At 66.5% G+C, this 15,934-nt stretch carries 18 protein-coding genes; 11 read left to right on the plus strand and 7 right to left on the minus strand.

The window, feature by feature from the left end:
* Window positions 1-15: 15 nt before the first annotated feature.
* The 7 genes from AC5Y47_RS07740 (at window position 16) to AC5Y47_RS07770 (ending at window position 6,280) form a co-directional block, all read left to right on the plus strand.
* Entirely contained in the window at window positions 16-1,506 is a 1,491-nt protein-coding gene (locus AC5Y47_RS07740) for an HNH endonuclease signature motif containing protein (RefSeq protein ID WP_499943325.1), read from the plus strand.
* Window positions 1,507-1,547: 41 nt separating this feature from the next.
* Entirely contained in the window at window positions 1,548-2,534 is a 987-nt protein-coding gene (locus tag AC5Y47_RS07745) for an LLM class F420-dependent oxidoreductase (protein ID WP_499943326.1), read from the plus strand.
* A 120-nt stretch (window positions 2,535-2,654) separates the two neighbouring features.
* Window positions 2,655-3,557 (plus strand): SRPBCC family protein, encoded by a 903-nt coding sequence (locus tag AC5Y47_RS07750; protein ID WP_499943327.1) that lies wholly within the window; start codon window positions 2,655-2,657, stop codon window positions 3,555-3,557.
* Window positions 3,558-3,560: 3 nt separating this feature from the next.
* Window positions 3,561-4,730, plus strand: coding sequence for a zinc-dependent alcohol dehydrogenase (locus AC5Y47_RS07755; RefSeq protein ID WP_499943328.1), 1,170 nt, complete (start codon window positions 3,561-3,563; stop codon window positions 4,728-4,730).
* A gap of 29 nt (window positions 4,731-4,759) precedes the next feature.
* A complete protein-coding gene (locus tag AC5Y47_RS07760) occupies window positions 4,760-5,320 on the plus strand; it encodes a type 1 glutamine amidotransferase domain-containing protein (protein WP_499943329.1) in 561 nt (186 codons plus the stop codon).
* Between the two features lie 55 nt (window positions 5,321-5,375).
* Window positions 5,376-6,068, plus strand: coding sequence for a HemK2/MTQ2 family protein methyltransferase (locus AC5Y47_RS07765; protein ID WP_499943330.1), 693 nt, complete (start codon window positions 5,376-5,378; stop codon window positions 6,066-6,068).
* Entirely contained in the window at window positions 6,065-6,280 is a 216-nt protein-coding gene (locus tag AC5Y47_RS07770) for a CDGSH iron-sulfur domain-containing protein (RefSeq protein WP_499943331.1), read from the plus strand. Before AC5Y47_RS07765 ends, AC5Y47_RS07770 begins: the two co-directional genes overlap by 4 nt.
* Here the strand turns inward: AC5Y47_RS07770 and AC5Y47_RS07775 are convergent.
* From AC5Y47_RS07775 to AC5Y47_RS07800, 6 genes are read right to left on the minus strand one after another with little or no spacing between them, the layout of a single operon-like run.
* Window positions 6,260-7,270, minus strand: a complete 1,011-nt coding sequence (locus tag AC5Y47_RS07775) for an iron-containing redox enzyme family protein (protein ID WP_499943332.1) — start codon at window positions 7,268-7,270, stop codon at window positions 6,260-6,262. The genes AC5Y47_RS07770 and AC5Y47_RS07775 overlap by 21 nt on opposite strands.
* A gap of 26 nt (window positions 7,271-7,296) precedes the next feature.
* Window positions 7,297-9,510, minus strand: a complete 2,214-nt coding sequence (locus tag AC5Y47_RS07780) for a SpoIIE family protein phosphatase (protein WP_499943333.1) — start codon at window positions 9,508-9,510, stop codon at window positions 7,297-7,299.
* Window positions 9,507-10,133, minus strand: coding sequence for a SpoIIE family protein phosphatase (locus AC5Y47_RS07785; RefSeq protein ID WP_499943334.1), 627 nt, complete (start codon window positions 10,131-10,133; stop codon window positions 9,507-9,509). Before AC5Y47_RS07785 ends, AC5Y47_RS07780 begins: the two co-directional genes overlap by 4 nt.
* Window positions 10,126-10,536 carry an anti-sigma regulatory factor gene (locus AC5Y47_RS07790; RefSeq protein WP_499943335.1) on the minus strand — a complete coding sequence of 137 codons (411 nt, stop codon included), beginning with the start codon at window positions 10,534-10,536 and terminating at the stop codon, window positions 10,126-10,128. Before AC5Y47_RS07790 ends, AC5Y47_RS07785 begins: the two co-directional genes overlap by 8 nt.
* On the minus strand, window positions 10,526-10,915 hold the full coding sequence (locus tag AC5Y47_RS07795; RefSeq protein WP_499943336.1) for an STAS domain-containing protein: 390 nt from the start codon (window positions 10,913-10,915) through the stop codon (window positions 10,526-10,528). The genes AC5Y47_RS07790 and AC5Y47_RS07795 overlap by 11 nt, the downstream gene beginning before the upstream one ends.
* A 31-nt stretch (window positions 10,916-10,946) precedes the next feature.
* Window positions 10,947-11,828 (minus strand): STAS domain-containing protein, encoded by an 882-nt coding sequence (locus AC5Y47_RS07800; protein ID WP_499943337.1) that lies wholly within the window; start codon window positions 11,826-11,828, stop codon window positions 10,947-10,949.
* Between the two features lie 147 nt (window positions 11,829-11,975).
* On the opposite strand from AC5Y47_RS07800, the gene AC5Y47_RS07805 reads away from it, so the two are divergent.
* From AC5Y47_RS07805 to AC5Y47_RS07820, 4 genes are all read left to right on the plus strand, one after another.
* Window positions 11,976-12,344, plus strand: a complete 369-nt coding sequence (locus tag AC5Y47_RS07805) for an STAS domain-containing protein (RefSeq protein WP_499943338.1) — start codon at window positions 11,976-11,978, stop codon at window positions 12,342-12,344.
* A 294-nt stretch (window positions 12,345-12,638) separates the two neighbouring features.
* Window positions 12,639-13,037, plus strand: coding sequence for a heme-binding protein (locus tag AC5Y47_RS07810; protein ID WP_499943339.1), 399 nt, complete (start codon window positions 12,639-12,641; stop codon window positions 13,035-13,037).
* A gap of 141 nt (window positions 13,038-13,178) precedes the next feature.
* A complete protein-coding gene (locus tag AC5Y47_RS07815; protein WP_499943340.1) occupies window positions 13,179-14,234 on the plus strand; it encodes a DNA topoisomerase IB in 1,056 nt (351 codons plus the stop codon).
* A gap of 117 nt (window positions 14,235-14,351) precedes the next feature.
* Window positions 14,352-14,948: a PAS and ANTAR domain-containing protein gene (locus tag AC5Y47_RS07820; RefSeq protein ID WP_499943341.1), complete on the plus strand. Its 597-nt coding sequence runs from the start codon at window positions 14,352-14,354 to the stop codon at window positions 14,946-14,948.
* A gap of 6 nt (window positions 14,949-14,954) precedes the next feature.
* Here the strand turns inward: AC5Y47_RS07820 and AC5Y47_RS07825 are convergent, their stop codons facing one another.
* On the minus strand, window positions 14,955-15,929 hold the full coding sequence (locus AC5Y47_RS07825; protein WP_499943342.1) for a helix-turn-helix transcriptional regulator: 975 nt from the start codon (window positions 15,927-15,929) through the stop codon (window positions 14,955-14,957).
* Between the last annotated feature and the right edge of the window lie 5 nt (window positions 15,930-15,934).

Raw genomic sequence — 15,934 nt, forward strand, 5'->3', positions numbered from 1 at the left:
GGCATTATCGAAATTATGTTCGATACAGCTGCGAACGACGAGTACCGGGAGCGCAGGCACCCCTCTACCACCGCGGTGTCGACCGGATTGATCGACGGGATCCGGGCGGACGCGGTGGCCGAGAACCGGGCGGCGGCCGCGCAACTGGTCAAGATCGGGGAGTTGTTCGCGCATCGGTTGTCGCGGTGTTCGGATACCGAGCAGTGGTGTGTCGACACGATGGACGCGGTGGCGGCGGAGGTGGCGGCCGCGTTGCGGATCGGTCATGGCCTGGCGATGAGTCAGTTGCACGTCGCTCGGGCGATGCGCGAGCGGCTGCCCAGGGTTGGCGAGGTGTTCTGCGCTGGCGACATCGACGGCTCGACGTTCCGCACGATCGTGTTCCGCACCGATCTGATCGAAGACCCGGAGGTGTTGGCCCGGGTCGATGAGTTGATCGCAGTCAACGTGACGCGCTGGCCTTCGCTGAGTCGCGGGCGGCTGGCGGGTCAGGTGGATCGGATCGTGGCGCGCGCGGACGCCGACGCGGTGCGCCGACGCAAGGAGCGCCGGCAGGGCCGGGAGGTGACGATCTGGGACGACTCCGAGGGCTTGTCGCACATCGAAGGCACCCTGTCGACTCCTGATGGGCATGCCCTGGACCGGTGTTTGACGGCGCTGGCGGCCACGGTGTGCCCACACGACCCGCGTACCGCGGCTCAGCGCCGTGCCGATGCGCTGGGAGCACTGGCGGCCCGGGCAGAGCGTCTGGGCTGTCGCTGCGAACGCCCGGACTGTACGGCCGGTGCCCGTGCGCCGGTGTCGCCGGTGGTGATTCACGTGATCGCCGAACAGGCCAGCCTGCACGGCAACGGCGGTGCGCCCGGCTCCGAGGTGGCAACCAACGGGTTGATAACTCCCGATCTGATTGCCGAGCTGGCCCGCTCGGCCAAGTTGGTGCCGCTGGCAAACCCCGGCTGGGCCGCACCCGAACCCCACTACACCCCGTCCAAAGCCCTGGCTGACTTCGTCCGCTGCCGGGACCTGACGTGCCGCTGGCCGGGTTGCGATGTGCCCGCGGCGCGCTGCGATTTGGAACACACGGTTCCCTACGCGGCGGGCGGACCCACGCACGCGGCGAATATCAAGTGCTATTGCCGTACGCATCATTTGATGAAGACGTTCTGGGGCTGGACTGAAAAGCAACTGGCCGACGGCACCCTGATCCTGACCTCCCCGGCCGGAGACACCTACGTCACCACCCCTGGCAGCGCGCTGCTGTTTCCGAGTCTGTGTGCCGCGGTCGGCGGCATGCCCGCCCCCGAAACCCCACCACCGGCCGACTACTGCGCCGAGCGCAGCGCGATGATGCCCAAGCGCCGCCGCACCCGCGCTCAGGACCGTGCCCAGCGCGTCAAGGCGGAACGTCGGCACAACCGTGCAGCCCGGATGACGCGGCGAGCCGAGCCCGTCAGCTCCAGCAGCCCCGCACCGCCCAGCCCCGAGGACGAGCCCCCACCGTTCTGACGCCGTCGTTTGCGTTCAGTGGCCAGGGGTATCCGAAAGGTATGGCACGGTTCGGCTATACCTTGATGACAGAGCAATGTGGCCCCAAAGACCTTGTGCGCGACGCGGTTTCGGCCGAGCAGCGAGGCTTCGACTTCGAAGTCTGCAGTGATCACTTCTCCCCGTGGCTGGCCACGCAGGGGCACGCCCCGAATGCGTGGGCGGTGTTGGGCGCGGTCGCGCACGCCACCGAGCGAGTGGACCTCTACTCCTATGTGACGTGCCCGACGATGCGGTATCACCCGGTCATCGTGGCGCAGCAGGCCGCGACCGTGCAGATCCTGGCCGACGGACGTTTCACGCTCGGCCTCGGTAGCGGCGAGAACCTCAACGAACACGTGGTCGGCAAAGGCTGGCCGACCATCGAACGCCGGCAGGACATGCTGCGCGAAGCCATCAAGATCATCCGCGAGTTGTTCGGCGGGCAACTCGTCGACTGGCGTGGCGATTATTTCCAGGTCGACTCCGCGCGCCTGTGGGACGTGCCCGACGTCCTGCCCGGCATCGCGGTCGCGCTCACCGGGGCGCGAGGTGTCGAGAAGCTCGGCAAGCTGGCCGACCACCTGGTAGCGGTGCAACCCGACAACGAGCTGGTCGACGCCTGGCACGTGGCGCGCCAGAGCGGCGGGTGGCCCGGTGCGGGCCGGGTGATCGGCCAGATACCGATCTGCTGGGATCCCGACCGCGACACCGCCGTCGAGCGTGCGCACGATCAGTTCCGCTGGTTCGCCGGCGGCTGGTCGGTCAACGCCGACCTGCCGACACCGGCAGGTTTCGCCGGCGCGACGCAGTTCGTCCGACCCGAAGACGTGGCCGACAGCATTGCGTGTGGTCCCGACCTGGATGCCATTGTCGAAGCCGTCAAGCCCTACTGGGAAGCCGGCTTCAGTGACATCGCGCTCATCCAGATCGGGGGCGAAACTCAGCAGCAATTCCTCGAACAAGCAGCCGAACCGCTCCTCGAGGCGTTGCGCGCGGCTTCCGCCTGAGCCGCGTGCGTGCAGGTTTGGGTGCTAACTGCCGGGGTATGGCTGCGATAGCGGGTCGGATCCGCTACCGGATCTGGACGAGGGGTTGTTGCGATGAGTGAGTCCGAGGCAAACACAACTATGACTCTGGTGAAAGGCCTCGGCGTAGCCAGCCTGGGACTGGGTCTTTCGGAGATTGTGGCGCCCGGCGGGGTCGCCGCGCTGGCCGGTGTCGATGAGACGCAACGCTCCCGCACCGTCATTCGCGCCCTGGGTCTGCGCGAATGCGCCCACGGCGCAGCGCTTTTGCTCGGTTCGGAGAAATTGGTGTGGACCCGGGTGGCCGGTGACGTGCTGGACGTCGCCGCGCTCGCTGTCGGTGTCGCGAAGCGCGGGCCGGGCCGACGCCGGCGTGGGCTCATTTCGGCTGCCGCACTTACGGTTATCGGCGGACTCGACCTCTACGCCGCGCTGCGCACCACCGGCGGCGCAGGACCGCGGCACGCCAGCGCGCAGCGGAACGAAACGTTGCGTGCGGCCGTGACCATTCAGCGGCCGCCGGACGACGTCTACAACTACTGGCGGGATCTGGAGAAGCTACCCAGCTTCATGCATCACCTGCAGTCCGTTGTCGTCGACGGAAACGGCCGGTCGCGCTGGACCGCCAACGCCCCTGTGGGACAACCTATTCGCTGGGACGCGCAGATTGTCGAGGACGAGCCCGGCAGGCGGATCGCGTGGCAGTCGTTGCCGGGCTCGGGAATTGCCAACAGCGGACGCGTCGAGTTCACCCCGGACAACACCGGCAAGGGCACCGAAGTCCGGGTCACCATCGGTTATCAGATCCCGGGCGGGGCCGTGGCGAAAGCGGCGGCGACCCTGCTGGGGGAGTCTCCCGACCAGCAGGTCAACGACGACCTGCGCCGCTTCAAGCAGATCATGGAAACCGGCCAGGTGATGCGTTCGGACGGCTCGCCGGACGGTGTAGTCGCCTTCCGGCAGATGCATCAGCAATCCGCGCAACCGGCAGGCCAAGGAGGCTGAACGATGAAGGCAACTGTCTGGGCCGGCCGCAACAGCGTTGAGGTGCAATCGGTCCCGGATCCGAAGATCCTCAACGACCGTGACGCGATCGTCAAAGTCACCTCGACCGCGATCTGTGGCTCCGACCTGCACCTCTACGACGGATACATTCCCACCGTCAAGCACGGTGACGTGCTGGGCCACGAATTCATGGGCGAGGTCGTCGAAGTCGGCAAAAACGTGCACAACCTGGCCGTGGGTGACCGCGTGGTGGTGCCGTTCCCGATCGCGTGCGGATCCTGCTCGGCCTGTGACCGCGACCTGTACTCGCTGTGCGAGAACTCCAACCCCAACGCCGGCATGGTCGAAAAGCTGATGGGCCATTCTCCCGCCGGGCTGTTCGGCTACTCGCACATGATGGGCGGATTCGCCGGCGGGCAGGCCGAATACGCCCGGGTGCCGTTCGCCGACGTGGGACCGTTGAAGATCGAGGACGACCTGACCGACGACCAGGTGCTGTTCCTTTCCGACATCTTGCCCACGGGCTACATGGGCGCCGAGATGTGCGACATCAAGTCCACCGACGTGGTGGCGGTATGGGGCGCCGGGCCGGTGGGCCTGTTCGCGGTGGTCAGCGCGCTGCTGCTCGGAGCGTCGAAAGTCATTGCCATCGACCAGGTTCCGTACCGGCTCGAGCTGGCCCGGAAGCTGGGCGCCAGCACCCTCAATTTCGCCGAGACATCGGTACTCGACGAGTTGCGCGACATCACGGCCGGCCGCGGACCCGACCACTGCATCGACGCGGTCGGCCTGGAAGCGCGCAACGGCTCCACCCTGGTGGACGCCTACGACCGGGTCAAGCAGGCGGCGCGGCTGGAAACCGAACGGCCGCACGCACTTCGGGAAGCTGCCTTGAGTTGCCGTAACGGCGGAACGATCTCCATCGTCGGGGTGTACGGCGGGTTGATGGACAAGTTCCCGATCGGCGCCATCATGAACCGGTCGCTGACCATCAAGGCCGGGCAATGCCACGTGCACCGGTACATGCGACCGTTGCTGGAGCGGATCCGCAGTGGCGAGATCGACCCGACGATGATCATCAGCCACCACCTTCCGCTCGACCAGTCGTCCCATGGATACGAGATCTTCAAGCACAAGCAGGACGGCTGCACCAAGGTTGTCCTCAATCCGTAGCGGAAAATCCCCGAAGAGGAGTAGTGACGATGTCAAATGAGTTGGACGGCAAGCGGATTGCGTTTCTGGCCGCCGACGGGGTGGAGAAGGTCGAGCTCGAAGAACCCCGCAAGGCTCTGCAGGACGCCGGCGCCCAGACCGACCTGCTGTCGCTGAAGGACGGTGAGATCGAGGCCCGCAATCACGACCTCGAGCCGGCCGGGACTTTCGAAGTGGACCGAAAGGTAGCCGAGGTGTCGGTGGACGAGTATGACGGGCTGATCCTGCCCGGTGGCACGGTCAACCCCGACAAGCTGCGCCTGGACAAGGACGCCGTGGCGTTCGTCCGTGATTTCGTCGATTCCGGGAAACTGGTCGCCGCGATCTGTCACGGTCCCTGGACGCTGGTGGAAGCCGGCGTGGTCGCCGGACGCAAGCTGACGTCGTATCCCAGCATTCGTACCGATCTGCGCAACGCCGGTGCCCGGGTGGTCGACGAAGAAGTGGTGGTGGACGGCAATATCGTCACCAGCCGCTCGCCCAAGGACCTTTCGGCGTTTTGTGAGACGGTCGTCCAGAAGCTGGGTCAAGCAGCGGCGCGCACCTCTTAACCCAGCAGATAGGCCAAGAGGTTTAACATAATCGTCTGCGGGCATTAATCAGGCCATGACAAGCACGTTGCCGGCTTCGGATGCGGATCCGATCGCAGAACGCGTTTACCAGCCACAACACGATTCTCACTTGCTCGTCGACACCATGCGGTGGACAGGTCTGATCCGGCATCGCCGAGTGCTGGACCTGTGCACCGGATCCGGGTTCGTCGCCATATCGGCAGCCGAAATGGGTTGCGCAAGTGTCACAGCATTCGACATCTGCCCGCACGCCGTCAGCTGTTCCCAGGACAACGCCGCCGGCGCCGGGGTCGAGGTGGATGTGCGCCACGGCTCGTGGATCGACGCACTCGAGTGCGGCTCGTTCGACGTCGTGGTCTCCAATCCTCCTTACGTGCCAACGCCGCCCGTCGACGACACCGAACACATCCCGGCCGCGGCCGGCCCGTCCTGGGCGTGGAACGCCGGGATAGACGGTCGGCAGACTCTCGATCCGCTGTGTGAATCGGCGTCAAAGTTGTTGTGCAACGGCGGATCTCTGTTGTTGGTGCACTCGGCGCTGGCTGGAGTGCAGCGGTCGCTGGACCAGCTGCGCGCCAGCGGCATGGACGCCGACGTCGTTGCCAGTCAACTGATCCCGTTCGGGCCGGTGCTCACGGCACGGGCAGAATGGCTCGAGGAGATCGGCCTGATCCCCCCGGGTCGTCGGGAAGAGGAAATCGTCGTGATCCGAGCAGACAAGCCGTGAGTACCACCCGGGTGCAGGTGATTCCCAATGGCCCGGTGCTGGTTTCCGGGCCGGTGCGCATCGAGATGCCCGACGGCGAGGTCGTGGAGTCGGACCGGTTCATGGTGGCGGTCTGCACTTGTCGCCGCAGTCAGGACTATCCGCTGTGCGACACCAGTCACCGCCGGTGCCGGCCGGCCAAAGTCAAGCAGCTAACCGAGCGGCCGGCGTAGCGACGACTCGCCCCGCTGCCACGCCGCCATGATGGCGTCGGCCAGGCGGTCTTCCACAGCGGCGTTGGCGCGCATGCCGAAGACGACGTCGCAGTCCAGATGCGGCTCGCGGGCAACCAGGTCCCCGACGACATCCAAGCGCACCACGTGCTCGTGCACGGCGTCGGCTTCCACATGCTCGCGGTAGAACTCCACGCACGCGGCCGGGGCCTGCATGCGGCGCAGCGCATCGACCATGCGCTTGGAACCCGGCGGTGAGGTGATCTCGGTCGCCGCGAAATGCCCCACCGCCGCGCCCCGCAACCGCCGGTGCAGACCGAACATGGACATCAGGTTCACCACCGCCAGCGATTCGGCGGGTACCGCATCCAGATAGCCCAGATACGTCGAGTCCAGATCGGCGGCATCCAACAGGTCGGCAAACAGTTGCTGGTGCATCGCCGGACCCCGCCCGGCGCCGTACTCGTCGAACTCGACGGCGACGAACGCGGCCTTGGCGGTCCCCGTCAACCGGGGAATCGCGAAGGCGTGCGGGTCGCCCTCCTTGAGGTGGTAGAGCGAGCGGTGCACGAAGTACTCGCGCATCTGCTCCCACGTCCCGCCGTCACGCAGGTGATACGACAACCCGGTGCCGTCCTTGGGTTCGATTGCCAGCGCGTCCATTTCGGCGTCGGCCGTGTCACCGGGCTGGATGGGGCCCACGTCGCGGCGGACTCCGGCCAGAAAGGCCCGCTCCAACTCGGCACGAAATCCCAGCAGGCCCGGATTCCACTCCCAGCCCGGGTCCACCGAAGCGAAACCGCGGTAGTGCAGCTCGTAGCACATGTACAGCGCCAGCTGCAGGTCCAGGCCGAACGGGTCGGAATCGCGCACCGACGCGCTGATCCGCCCGGTTTGCTCGCGCGAGGGCGGCGCCGTCAGCGTACGGTGCACCGCCGTCGACAACGGTCCGTGGGCCGCCGGCAGGGCAGGCTCGACGGATATCGACATGTGAGTCACACCGATGTTTTACCCCGCTATCGATCCGGCAAACGGAAGACGATGTCGATGCTGGTCCCGGCGGGACTCTCGTCGACGTCCATCGACTCGCTCATGGCCCTCATCAGCAGCAGGCCACGCCCGCCGTTGCCCGGGTCGGCGGCCGGCGGCTTCCAGCGTCCGGAGTCGGCGATGTGCGCCCGGATCACCCCCTCGTCGGCCTGCATGTGCAGCCGCATCGTCCCCGCCTGTTGTCCGGCGTAGGCGTGCTCAACGCAGTTGGTGCATCCCTCGCTCACCACCAGCACGATGTCGGTGGCCAGGTCCGCCGGGACCTGCGCGGCCCGCAGCCAGGAAGTCAGCTGCCGCCGCAGCGGGGCCAGTTTGTCCGGGGTGGCTTCGGATTCGACGTGCAGCGGGGCCAACTGGTGGCGGTACACCACCATCGCGACGTCGTCGTCGTAACCCGCTTGCGGGGCAAGCCTTTCCAGCACGGTGTCGGCGACCACGCCGATCGGCAGATGCGCCGATTCGGTCAGCACGTCGGCGACCCGCCCCAGTCCCTCGTCGATCGACTCGTGCCGGCGTTCGACCAAGCCGTCGGTGAACAGCATCAATGTCGAGCCCGGCGGCAGCACCTCGGCGGCCTGCGGGCGAGTAGTGTTGCGGCGCACCGCCAATGGCACCGACCGGGCGTCGGTCAGCATCTTCGGCACCGAATCGGGCTGGGTGTTGACCAGGACGGCGGGCATGTGGCCGGCGTTGCTGTACTCCAGCACACCGGATTCGGTGTCCAGAATCGCCAGGAAAACCGTCGTGCAGTAGGCATCCGGGATCATCGACGCGGCCGCGTCGAGTTGTTCGAGCAGCACGGCCGGTCTGGCGCCGGTGATCAGCAGGGCCCGCGAAGAACTGCGCAGTTGGCCCATGATCGCGGCGGCCGGCAAACCGCGGCCCACGCAGTCGCCCACGACGATCCCGATGCGGCGGTCGTCGATCGGGATGACGTCGTACCAGTCGCCGCTGATCTCCAGCGGTTCGACGGCGGGTTCGTACCGCACCGCGAACCCCGGTGGCGGCTGCATCGGCGGCAACATGGCGCGCTGCAGGGTCAGCGACGTTTCGCGGGCGTTCTCGAACTGGCGGACATGCTGGATGGCCAGGCTGAGATGACCGATCAACACGGTCACCAGCAGCCGATCCTCGGCGCTGACCCAGCGTGGGGTCCGCAGCTCCAGCCACAGCGCGACGTCGCCGGTGCCGGAGAGCATCACCACCAGTCCGCGGGCCTTGCCCGGCGCGTCCGGCCACTCGACCGTCTTCGCGGTCAGCGGCAGCTGGTGACGGGCGTCGGTGAACGTGCGGCGAAGCGTCGGATCCATTGTGCGCCAGCTGTTTTCGGTGGGCTCGCCGGCCACCTGCACGGTTGGCTCGCCATCTCCGGACGGCCACATCACCGCCACCACACGCTGCACGTCGACCGCCGTACGGCACTCGTGAAGGGTGATCGCCAATACCTCGGCCACGCTCTTGGCCACCGCCACCGATGTGGCCAGCCGCAGCACCGCACCTTCCCGCGCCGCGAAGGCCCGCTCGGCGGTGACGTCGCGGACGGTGCCCACATAGACGTCACCTTCGCCGACGGGACCGCGAACGGCATTGATGCTGACCGCGATCCAAGCCAGATGACCGTCGGAATGGCGGACGGGAATCTCGTAGTCGGCGCTGCCTTCCCGGCGGACCCGCTGTTGCTCCTCGTAGGTGCCCTGCTTGTCGACCAGCCAGGGCTGCGGCCACCGATACGGCAGACCCTCGGCGCCGTAGCCGAGGATCTCGGCGAAGGCGTTGTTGACCTCGATCACCGCACCGTCCTGGTCGGCGACGAAGAAGCCCTCCTGCAGCGAGTTGACCAGCGCGGTACGAAACTTGTCGCGGTCGGCCAGGTCCTGCGCGCGGGCCCGCTCCTGCGCGTATTTCCTGGTGCCGTCCAGGAACCCGCGAGTTGCGACATCCAGCGGAGCCAGCGTCTGCAGCAGGAATTCCAGGGCAGGCGCCCGGTCGGCGGTCGCGTCCCCGGGCAGTTCGTCGAGCAGCCAGAACGTGTTCTCGATGATGTCGAGCATGCTGATCTGTTCCTGCAGTGCCCGGCGGCCGAGTTCGTGCCCCACGGCCAGGACGTCCTCGTCTCGCGCGTCGACGTAGCGGCGCAGCGCGGCCAGGTATTGGGATTGGAAGTCGTTCGGCGAGCTCATGACAGCATGCCCCGGTGGCGGGCGGCGAGCACCATCGCGTCGTCGGATTCCTTGGCGTGCTTGGTCAGGATCTGCTCGGCGATGTCCTTGGCCGAGGCGGCGAAGTCGATGTAGTCCAGGTGATCTTTGGCGATACCGTCACTGCTGATCACCAGCAGATCCCCGGTGCGGATCGAAACCACTTGCGCGGGCCGGGTTTCCGGTATCCGGTAGCCGACGATGCCGCCGGTCAGGCGTGCGCTGCAACGGATCTGGATGCCGCTGGCGCTTTTGGCGACCAGGTTGGCGACGACGTTGCCGATCCCCGTCCAGCTCAGTTTGCCGGTCTGGAAGTCGATCCGGGCCAGGGTCATCGCGACGCCGCGGCTTCCGCTCAGCACCCGGTGGCAGAGCTGGACCAGAACCTCGAGGCGTTCGCCCCGCGCGCCCTGCAGCGCGTCGACGGCGGCCAGTGCGGCACTTGCGGCGTCGGGGCCGTGACCCAGGCCGTCCAACACCCCGAACAAGGCATGGTCACCGTCGATGTCGACGGCCAGGGCCTGGTCGCCGCACAGTTGTTCGCCCGGACGTGAGCGACTCGCCGTCGCCCACTCGATCGGCCCGAGCCGGCCGTTCTCACGCACGAGCGGGAACCCATTTCCACATCTCGATGACCGTGCCGCGGCCCAGCGCGGACTCCACAATCAACCGATCCATCAACCGCCGGGCACCCGGCAGGCCCATCCCCAGGCCGCGTCCGGTGGTGTAGCCGTCCTCCATGGCTCGGTCGATGTCGGCGATACCGGGCCCGTCGTCCTCGGCGCGAACCACCAGCGCCCGGCGGCCCTCGCGGTCGTCGACACCGACCCGGACCTCGCCGCGACCGGCGTAGCTGGTGATGTTGCGGGCGATCTCGGAGATCGCGGTGGCGATCATGGTGACGTCGGTCAGCGAGAATCCGAGGTCGATGGCGAGCTGGTGACCGGCTTTGCGGGCGGCGACGATGTCGTCGGATGTGTTAATGGCGACCACGGTCTCACCCGCCACCGTCGCGCCCGATCGTTGATCTGTGCAGACCCAACTGCCTATGCAGCAGCGCAATGCCCTCTTCGAGGTCGAGCGCGGTGCTCATATCGTCGAAGGCCAGCCCAAGCTGCACCATGGCGAAGGCGACCTCGGGCTGCAGGCCCACGATCACGGTGGTGGCTCCACGCAACCGGGTCATGTGGGCGATCGTCCGCAGCGAGCGTGCCGCGAACGAGTCCATCACGTCGATGGCGGTGACGTCGACGACGATCCCCTGGGCGCGGAAGCGGCTGACCCGCTCCATCAGGTCTTCGCGCAGGCGCTCGGTATCGGAGTCGGTCAGGGCGGCCTGAACGGTCGCGATCAGGATCGCGCCCTGTTTCAGAATCGGTACTGGCATGGGTTGGTCTTGGTCCTAGTAGCGCTCGGCCTCAGTCGCCGGTGCGGGTCACTTCGTAGCCGAGCAGCCGCTCGGCTTCCTCGATACCGCCCTGCAGGTCGCCGACCGCGTTCATCTTGGACAGGTCCAAGCCGATCGTCACCAGCGTCAGGGCGATCTCCGACGACAGCCCGGTGATGATGACGCTGGCGCCCATCAGGCCGGACGCGTCGACCGTCTGCACCAGGTGGTTGGCCACGGTCGAGTCGATGGTGGGGACACCGGTGATGTCGATCACGACGACCTTGGCGCGGTTGGCGCGGATGGCCCGCAACAGCTGCTCGGTGACCTGCCGGGCGCGTTGACTGTCCAGCACACCGATGATCGGCAGAATCAGCAGCTGCTCACGCACCTGCAGCACCGGCGTGGACAGCTCCCGGATCGCTTCCTGCTGCTGGCGGATGATGCGCTCGCGCTCTTGGACGAAGCTGACGCCCACCGTGTTGGCAATGCGGTTGGCCGCCGGTTCGTAGGCGTCCAGCACCCGGTTCAGCATGTCGAACTCGGCCTGGTACTTCTCGAACAGCGAGCGCGCCAGCACGTCGCGCAGCAGCAGCACGATGCCGAGCACCTCGTCGGTCTCCACCCCTCGCGGAATGATGCGCTCGGAGAGGTCGCGCGCGTAATCCTGCAGCGCTTCGACGCTACCGGTCTCGAGCACCTCGACGTAGTTGTCGTAAACGGCGGTCGCCTCGGAGAAGATCTCCTCCGGCGTCATCGCGGTCAGCAGCTCGGCCTCGGTGATCCGGCGCGCCCATTCCTCGCGCAGCGCGGTCCGGTTTCGCCGCAGATGCTGTACCAGCTGCGGCAGCAAACCTTCACTCGAGACGCTCCCGGTGGCGTTGCCGGTGGAATCTGTCGACAAATCGGACATCTGTCCCTCCAAGGCCAGCCGAGCGCGGGTGCTATGGGGAGACTAGCTTGGGGGGTCAGGTAGAGCGTGTTGAGGTCTTCATCTTCTCGCGGTAAGCGCAGGGGGTTAGGCTGGCACCACACCGAAGGCCCGGACAAAGGATCGCCATTGTCAGCTCCTGATTCGATCACTGCCACGGTCTCCGACCACGACGGGGTAGTCGTGCTCAGCATCGGCGGCGAAATCGACTTGGTTACTGCGCCGGCCCTGGAGGAAGCAATCGGCGGCGTGGTCGCCGACGGTCCGGCAGCGCTGGTCATCGACCTTTCCTCAGTCGACTTCCTGGGTTCGGTGGGCTTGAAGATCCTGGCCTCGACCTACGAGAAACTCGGCGACGCCGCAGAGTTCGGCGTGGTGGCCCACGGCCCGGCGACCAGACGGCCGATCCACCTGACCGGCCTGGACAAGACGTTCCCGCTGTACCCCACCCTCGACGACGCCTTGACCGGCGCGCGGGACGGCAAGCTCAACCGGTAGCTATCGGATTCGGGCCACCTGAGATAACGGTTGTGTCACGAATTCAGGTCACGATCTCTTAAGAAGACGCGGCCGTTTCTGAGAGTTCTCATCGTTTCTCAGCCGAGTTGTATGTTTGCTTAGCTAAATAGTTGACTCGAGTTGCACGGATCACACCTTTACCGGCGCATCCCCCGATTGCCGCGTTCGTCGTCGGCGAACATGCCCGGGTCACCGATTTCGGTTTCGCTACTTTGGATTTCGGGGCCTCGGGCGCCCCAGCGAAGGTTCGCGAATTCGGAGGAACACAGCAACATGAAATTCAGCAGTATCGTCGCGCCTCGGCGGGTTGCCGGTATCAGCGCCGGTTGTCTGCTCGGGGGAGTTGTCGTCGGCCTCGTCGGCGCGCCGTCGGCGGCGGCCGCACCTGACTGCAGTCCGGAAGGTGTCAATGCCACCGTCTCGTCGGTCACCGGCGCGGCGCAGCAGTACCTTTCCAGCCACCCGGGTGCCAATCAGGTGGTCATGGCCGCCTATGGCCAGGACCGTGGTGTCGCAGCGTCGAACATCCGGGGCTACTTCACCGCGCACCCCAACGAGTACTACGACCTGCGCGGGATCCTGGCGCCGATCGGCGAAACCGAGCGGCAGTGCAACGTGAGCGCGTTGCCGGGGCATCTGGAGTCGGCCTACCACGAGTTCATGGCCGGCTGATCCCTGAGTCGACAAACGAACGACCCGCCACGACGCCGTGGCGGGTCGTTCGGCATTGCACGCAGGTGTAAGGGCTGGCCGCACGGGCAATTCAGGCTGCAGCCGACCGGAGATCGAAGTCGGGGACAGCGGAGGACTGACATGCGGCTGCGCCGCAGTGTGCTGAGCAAGCCCGGTATCACGCGTAAGCGTCGCGGCAAGGGTTTCGCCTATTACGGCGCGGACGGGGACTTGCTGGCCGACGAGACCACGGTGCAGCGGATCAAGGACCTGGTCATCCCGCCGGCCTGGAAGAAGGTGTGGATCGCTCCGTATCCCAACGGGCACATCCAGGCGGTGGGCACCGACGCCGCCGGACGGCGTCAGTATCTCTACCACCAGAACTGGCAGCAGGAACGCGCCGAAGAGAAGTTCGACCGGGTGCTGGAAATGTCGACGAAGCTGCCGGCCTGGCGCGAGCAGATCGCGCGCGACCTCGACACCCGCGGCCTGAACCGGGAGCGGGTACTCGCGCTGGGACTGCACCTGCTCGACCTGGGGTACTTCCGTGCCGGCGGCGAACAATACGCCGAGGAAAACGAGTCCTACGGGCTGGCCACCCTGCTCTGTGAGCACGTGACCGTGCGCCGAGACGCGGTGGCGTTCGACTACCCCGCCAAGAGCGGGGTGCAACGCCAATACGAAATCGAGGACGCCGAAGTCGTCCGGGCGGTGCGCGCCATGCTGCGCAGAACCGACTGCTCGGGGCGATTCTTGATGTGCCGCAACGCTTCCGGCTGGACAGAGGTCAAGGCCGACGACCTCAACGCACGGTTCAAGGAACTGGTCGGAGCCGACTACTCGGTCAAGGACCTGCGGACCTGGCATGGCACGGTGCTGGCCGCGGCGGCGTTCGCCGGTGCCGACCCCGCCGTGTCGGAGCGGCAGGCCAAGAAGATCGAAGCAGCGGTCATGCGGGAGGTTTCCGAAGAGTTGGGCAACACACCGGCGGTGGCGCGGAGCTCCTATGTCGATCCGCGGGTGGTCAGCGGCTACCGCCAGGGTCTGACCATCGTCTCCGCGACGGAGCGCGCGGCCCGGACGCGGCGCCGAAGCGACGCACAACAGATGGTGGAGAAGGCCACCCGCTCACTGATCCGCAAAGTGAGCAGGAGCGAAAGCCGATCCCCGACGGCGGTGCTGGCCAAGACCGCCTGAGCTCCCAGCAAGATTGCGAAGTCATGATGCCGCTTTGGTACAGGCGGACGGGCCAGCCGAAATATAGTTGGGCTGGTGTGCGCAGATTCGCGGCGAAAGAAGGGCCGCAGGTGGCCCATGGTCGGGAGATTCCGTTACCTGACCCGTGAAGATCGCTGGGAATGGTCTGAAGAGGTCGCCCGAATGCACGGCTACGAACCGGGCACCGTCACTCCGACCAACCAATTGCTGCTCAAGCACAGGCATCCCGACGACAAACCCACCGTGCCCGAACTCATCGAGCAGGTGCGCAGGCACGGTGCCGCGTTCAGCAGCCGCCACCGCATCATCGACACCCGGGGTGAGACGCACGTCGTCGTGGTGGTCGGCGACCGGTTCTCCGGACCCGACGGCCGGCTGCTCGGCATCGGCGGCTTCTACATCGACATCACCGATCAGTTCGACGCTGACCTGCAGAAACATCTGAGCGAGGCGTTGCTGGCCGTGGATTCTCGACGCGCGGTGATCAATCAGGCGATGGGAATCCTGATGCTGCGGTACGGCGTCGACTCCGAGTCCGCATTCGATTTGCTGGTGAAGCTGTCGCAGGAATCCAATGTGAAGCTGCGCAACATCGCCGAGCGGGTGGTCTCCGAAATCACCGCCCAGGACGACGAAGACGACGCGGCCTACCGGGTCGATCAGGTGCTGCGAGCCCCGCGCACCATGCTCTGAGAGCGGTCACTGGTGCAGCGTGGTGTGCGGGCTCTGTCCGTAGGTGCCGCGGTAGAGCGCGGCGAACCGACCCGTGTGACAGAAACCCCAGCGTTGTGCGACCTCGGCGACGGTGGTGCTGGCCCGGTCGCTGCTGCTGAGATCCTGATGAGCGCGCTGCAACCGAACGCGGCGCAAATACTCGGTAGGCGTCGTATCCAGGTGGTGCCGGAACAGATATTGCACCGCGCGCGGTGTCATCCGAAGCGCGTCCGCGACGTCGTTGACGCCGATCCCGTCACCGCAGTGGCGGTGGATGAAGGAAACCGCGCCCTTCAGGCTGGGCGGCAGCGACGGGTTGCTCAGCAACTCACGGTCGGCGTGCAGGTTGGACGGAAAGCACTCGAGCAGCGCCGCTCCCAGCAGGCGGGCGGCCGCGGCGACGAGCAACGGCTGATGCGCCGTTTCCGCGCATCCGAAGCTGGCGATCACATAGTCCAGCGCCTGACTCCACGTCTGGGTGACCGCGTCGGTGTGCGGGCGGCAATCCAGGAACTGAAGCCGGTGCGGTAGCGGACCGCCATTCTCGACGGCGACGTAACTCACCAACTGCAGATCCATGCTCACCACATGGAACCGCGCGGTGTTGGCCTGCAGCACGCATGGCAATCCGTCCGCGGCCAGCACCGCCGTCGCGATGTTCGTCCCAGGGTCGCCGGCGACGGTGAGAGAACCTGCCCGCGGCTGGATCACCACGACCGATTCGGCCGGATTGATCTCGCAGCCCACCCGCCCCTCGATCAGCAACTCGTCGACGGTGATCCAGTCTGTCTCGAAGCGCCGGTGGGTGACGACCGACTCCTTGCCCAGACTGCTGAGCTGCCAGCCCGGCTTGTAGGCGTTGGCAAAGAAGCGGTGCGCCGACCCGGAATCGCCAGTGCGGAACTGTCCGTATCGGATTGCGGCGGTGTCGCTGCCGTTCCCGGTCGCGGCGGGTAACACGCTGC

It is taken from the genome of Mycobacterium sp. NGS22 (assembly GCF_059813095.1).

Bases quoted from the DNA above. Each gene is read 5' to 3' on its own strand.
- AC5Y47_RS07775 (WP_499943332.1), bottom strand. From the start codon at position 7,270: ATGTCGATATCCGTCGAGCCTGCCCTGCCGGCGGCCCACGGACCGTTG.
- AC5Y47_RS07780 (WP_499943333.1), bottom strand. From the start codon at position 9,510: ATGAGCTCGCCGAACGACTTCCAATCCCAATACCTGGCCGCGCTGCGC.
- AC5Y47_RS07745 (WP_499943326.1), top strand. From the start codon at position 1,548: ATGGCACGGTTCGGCTATACCTTGATGACAGAGCAATGTGGCCCCAAA.
- AC5Y47_RS07765 (WP_499943330.1), top strand. From the start codon at position 5,376: ATGACAAGCACGTTGCCGGCTTCGGATGCGGATCCGATCGCAGAACGC.
- AC5Y47_RS07810 (WP_499943339.1), top strand. From the start codon at position 12,639: ATGAAATTCAGCAGTATCGTCGCGCCTCGGCGGGTTGCCGGTATCAGC.
- AC5Y47_RS07795 (WP_499943336.1), bottom strand. From the start codon at position 10,915: ATGCCAGTACCGATTCTGAAACAGGGCGCGATCCTGATCGCGACCGTT.
- AC5Y47_RS07820 (WP_499943341.1), top strand. From the start codon at position 14,352: ATGGTCGGGAGATTCCGTTACCTGACCCGTGAAGATCGCTGGGAATGG.
- AC5Y47_RS07750 (WP_499943327.1), top strand. From the start codon at position 2,655: ATGACTCTGGTGAAAGGCCTCGGCGTAGCCAGCCTGGGACTGGGTCTT.
- AC5Y47_RS07760 (WP_499943329.1), top strand. From the start codon at position 4,760: ATGTCAAATGAGTTGGACGGCAAGCGGATTGCGTTTCTGGCCGCCGAC.
- AC5Y47_RS07800 (WP_499943337.1), bottom strand. From the start codon at position 11,828: ATGTCCGATTTGTCGACAGATTCCACCGGCAACGCCACCGGGAGCGTC.
- AC5Y47_RS07755 (WP_499943328.1), top strand. From the start codon at position 3,561: ATGAAGGCAACTGTCTGGGCCGGCCGCAACAGCGTTGAGGTGCAATCG.
- AC5Y47_RS07815 (WP_499943340.1), top strand. From the start codon at position 13,179: ATGCGGCTGCGCCGCAGTGTGCTGAGCAAGCCCGGTATCACGCGTAAG.
- AC5Y47_RS07740 (WP_499943325.1), top strand. From the start codon at position 16: ATGTTCGATACAGCTGCGAACGACGAGTACCGGGAGCGCAGGCACCCC.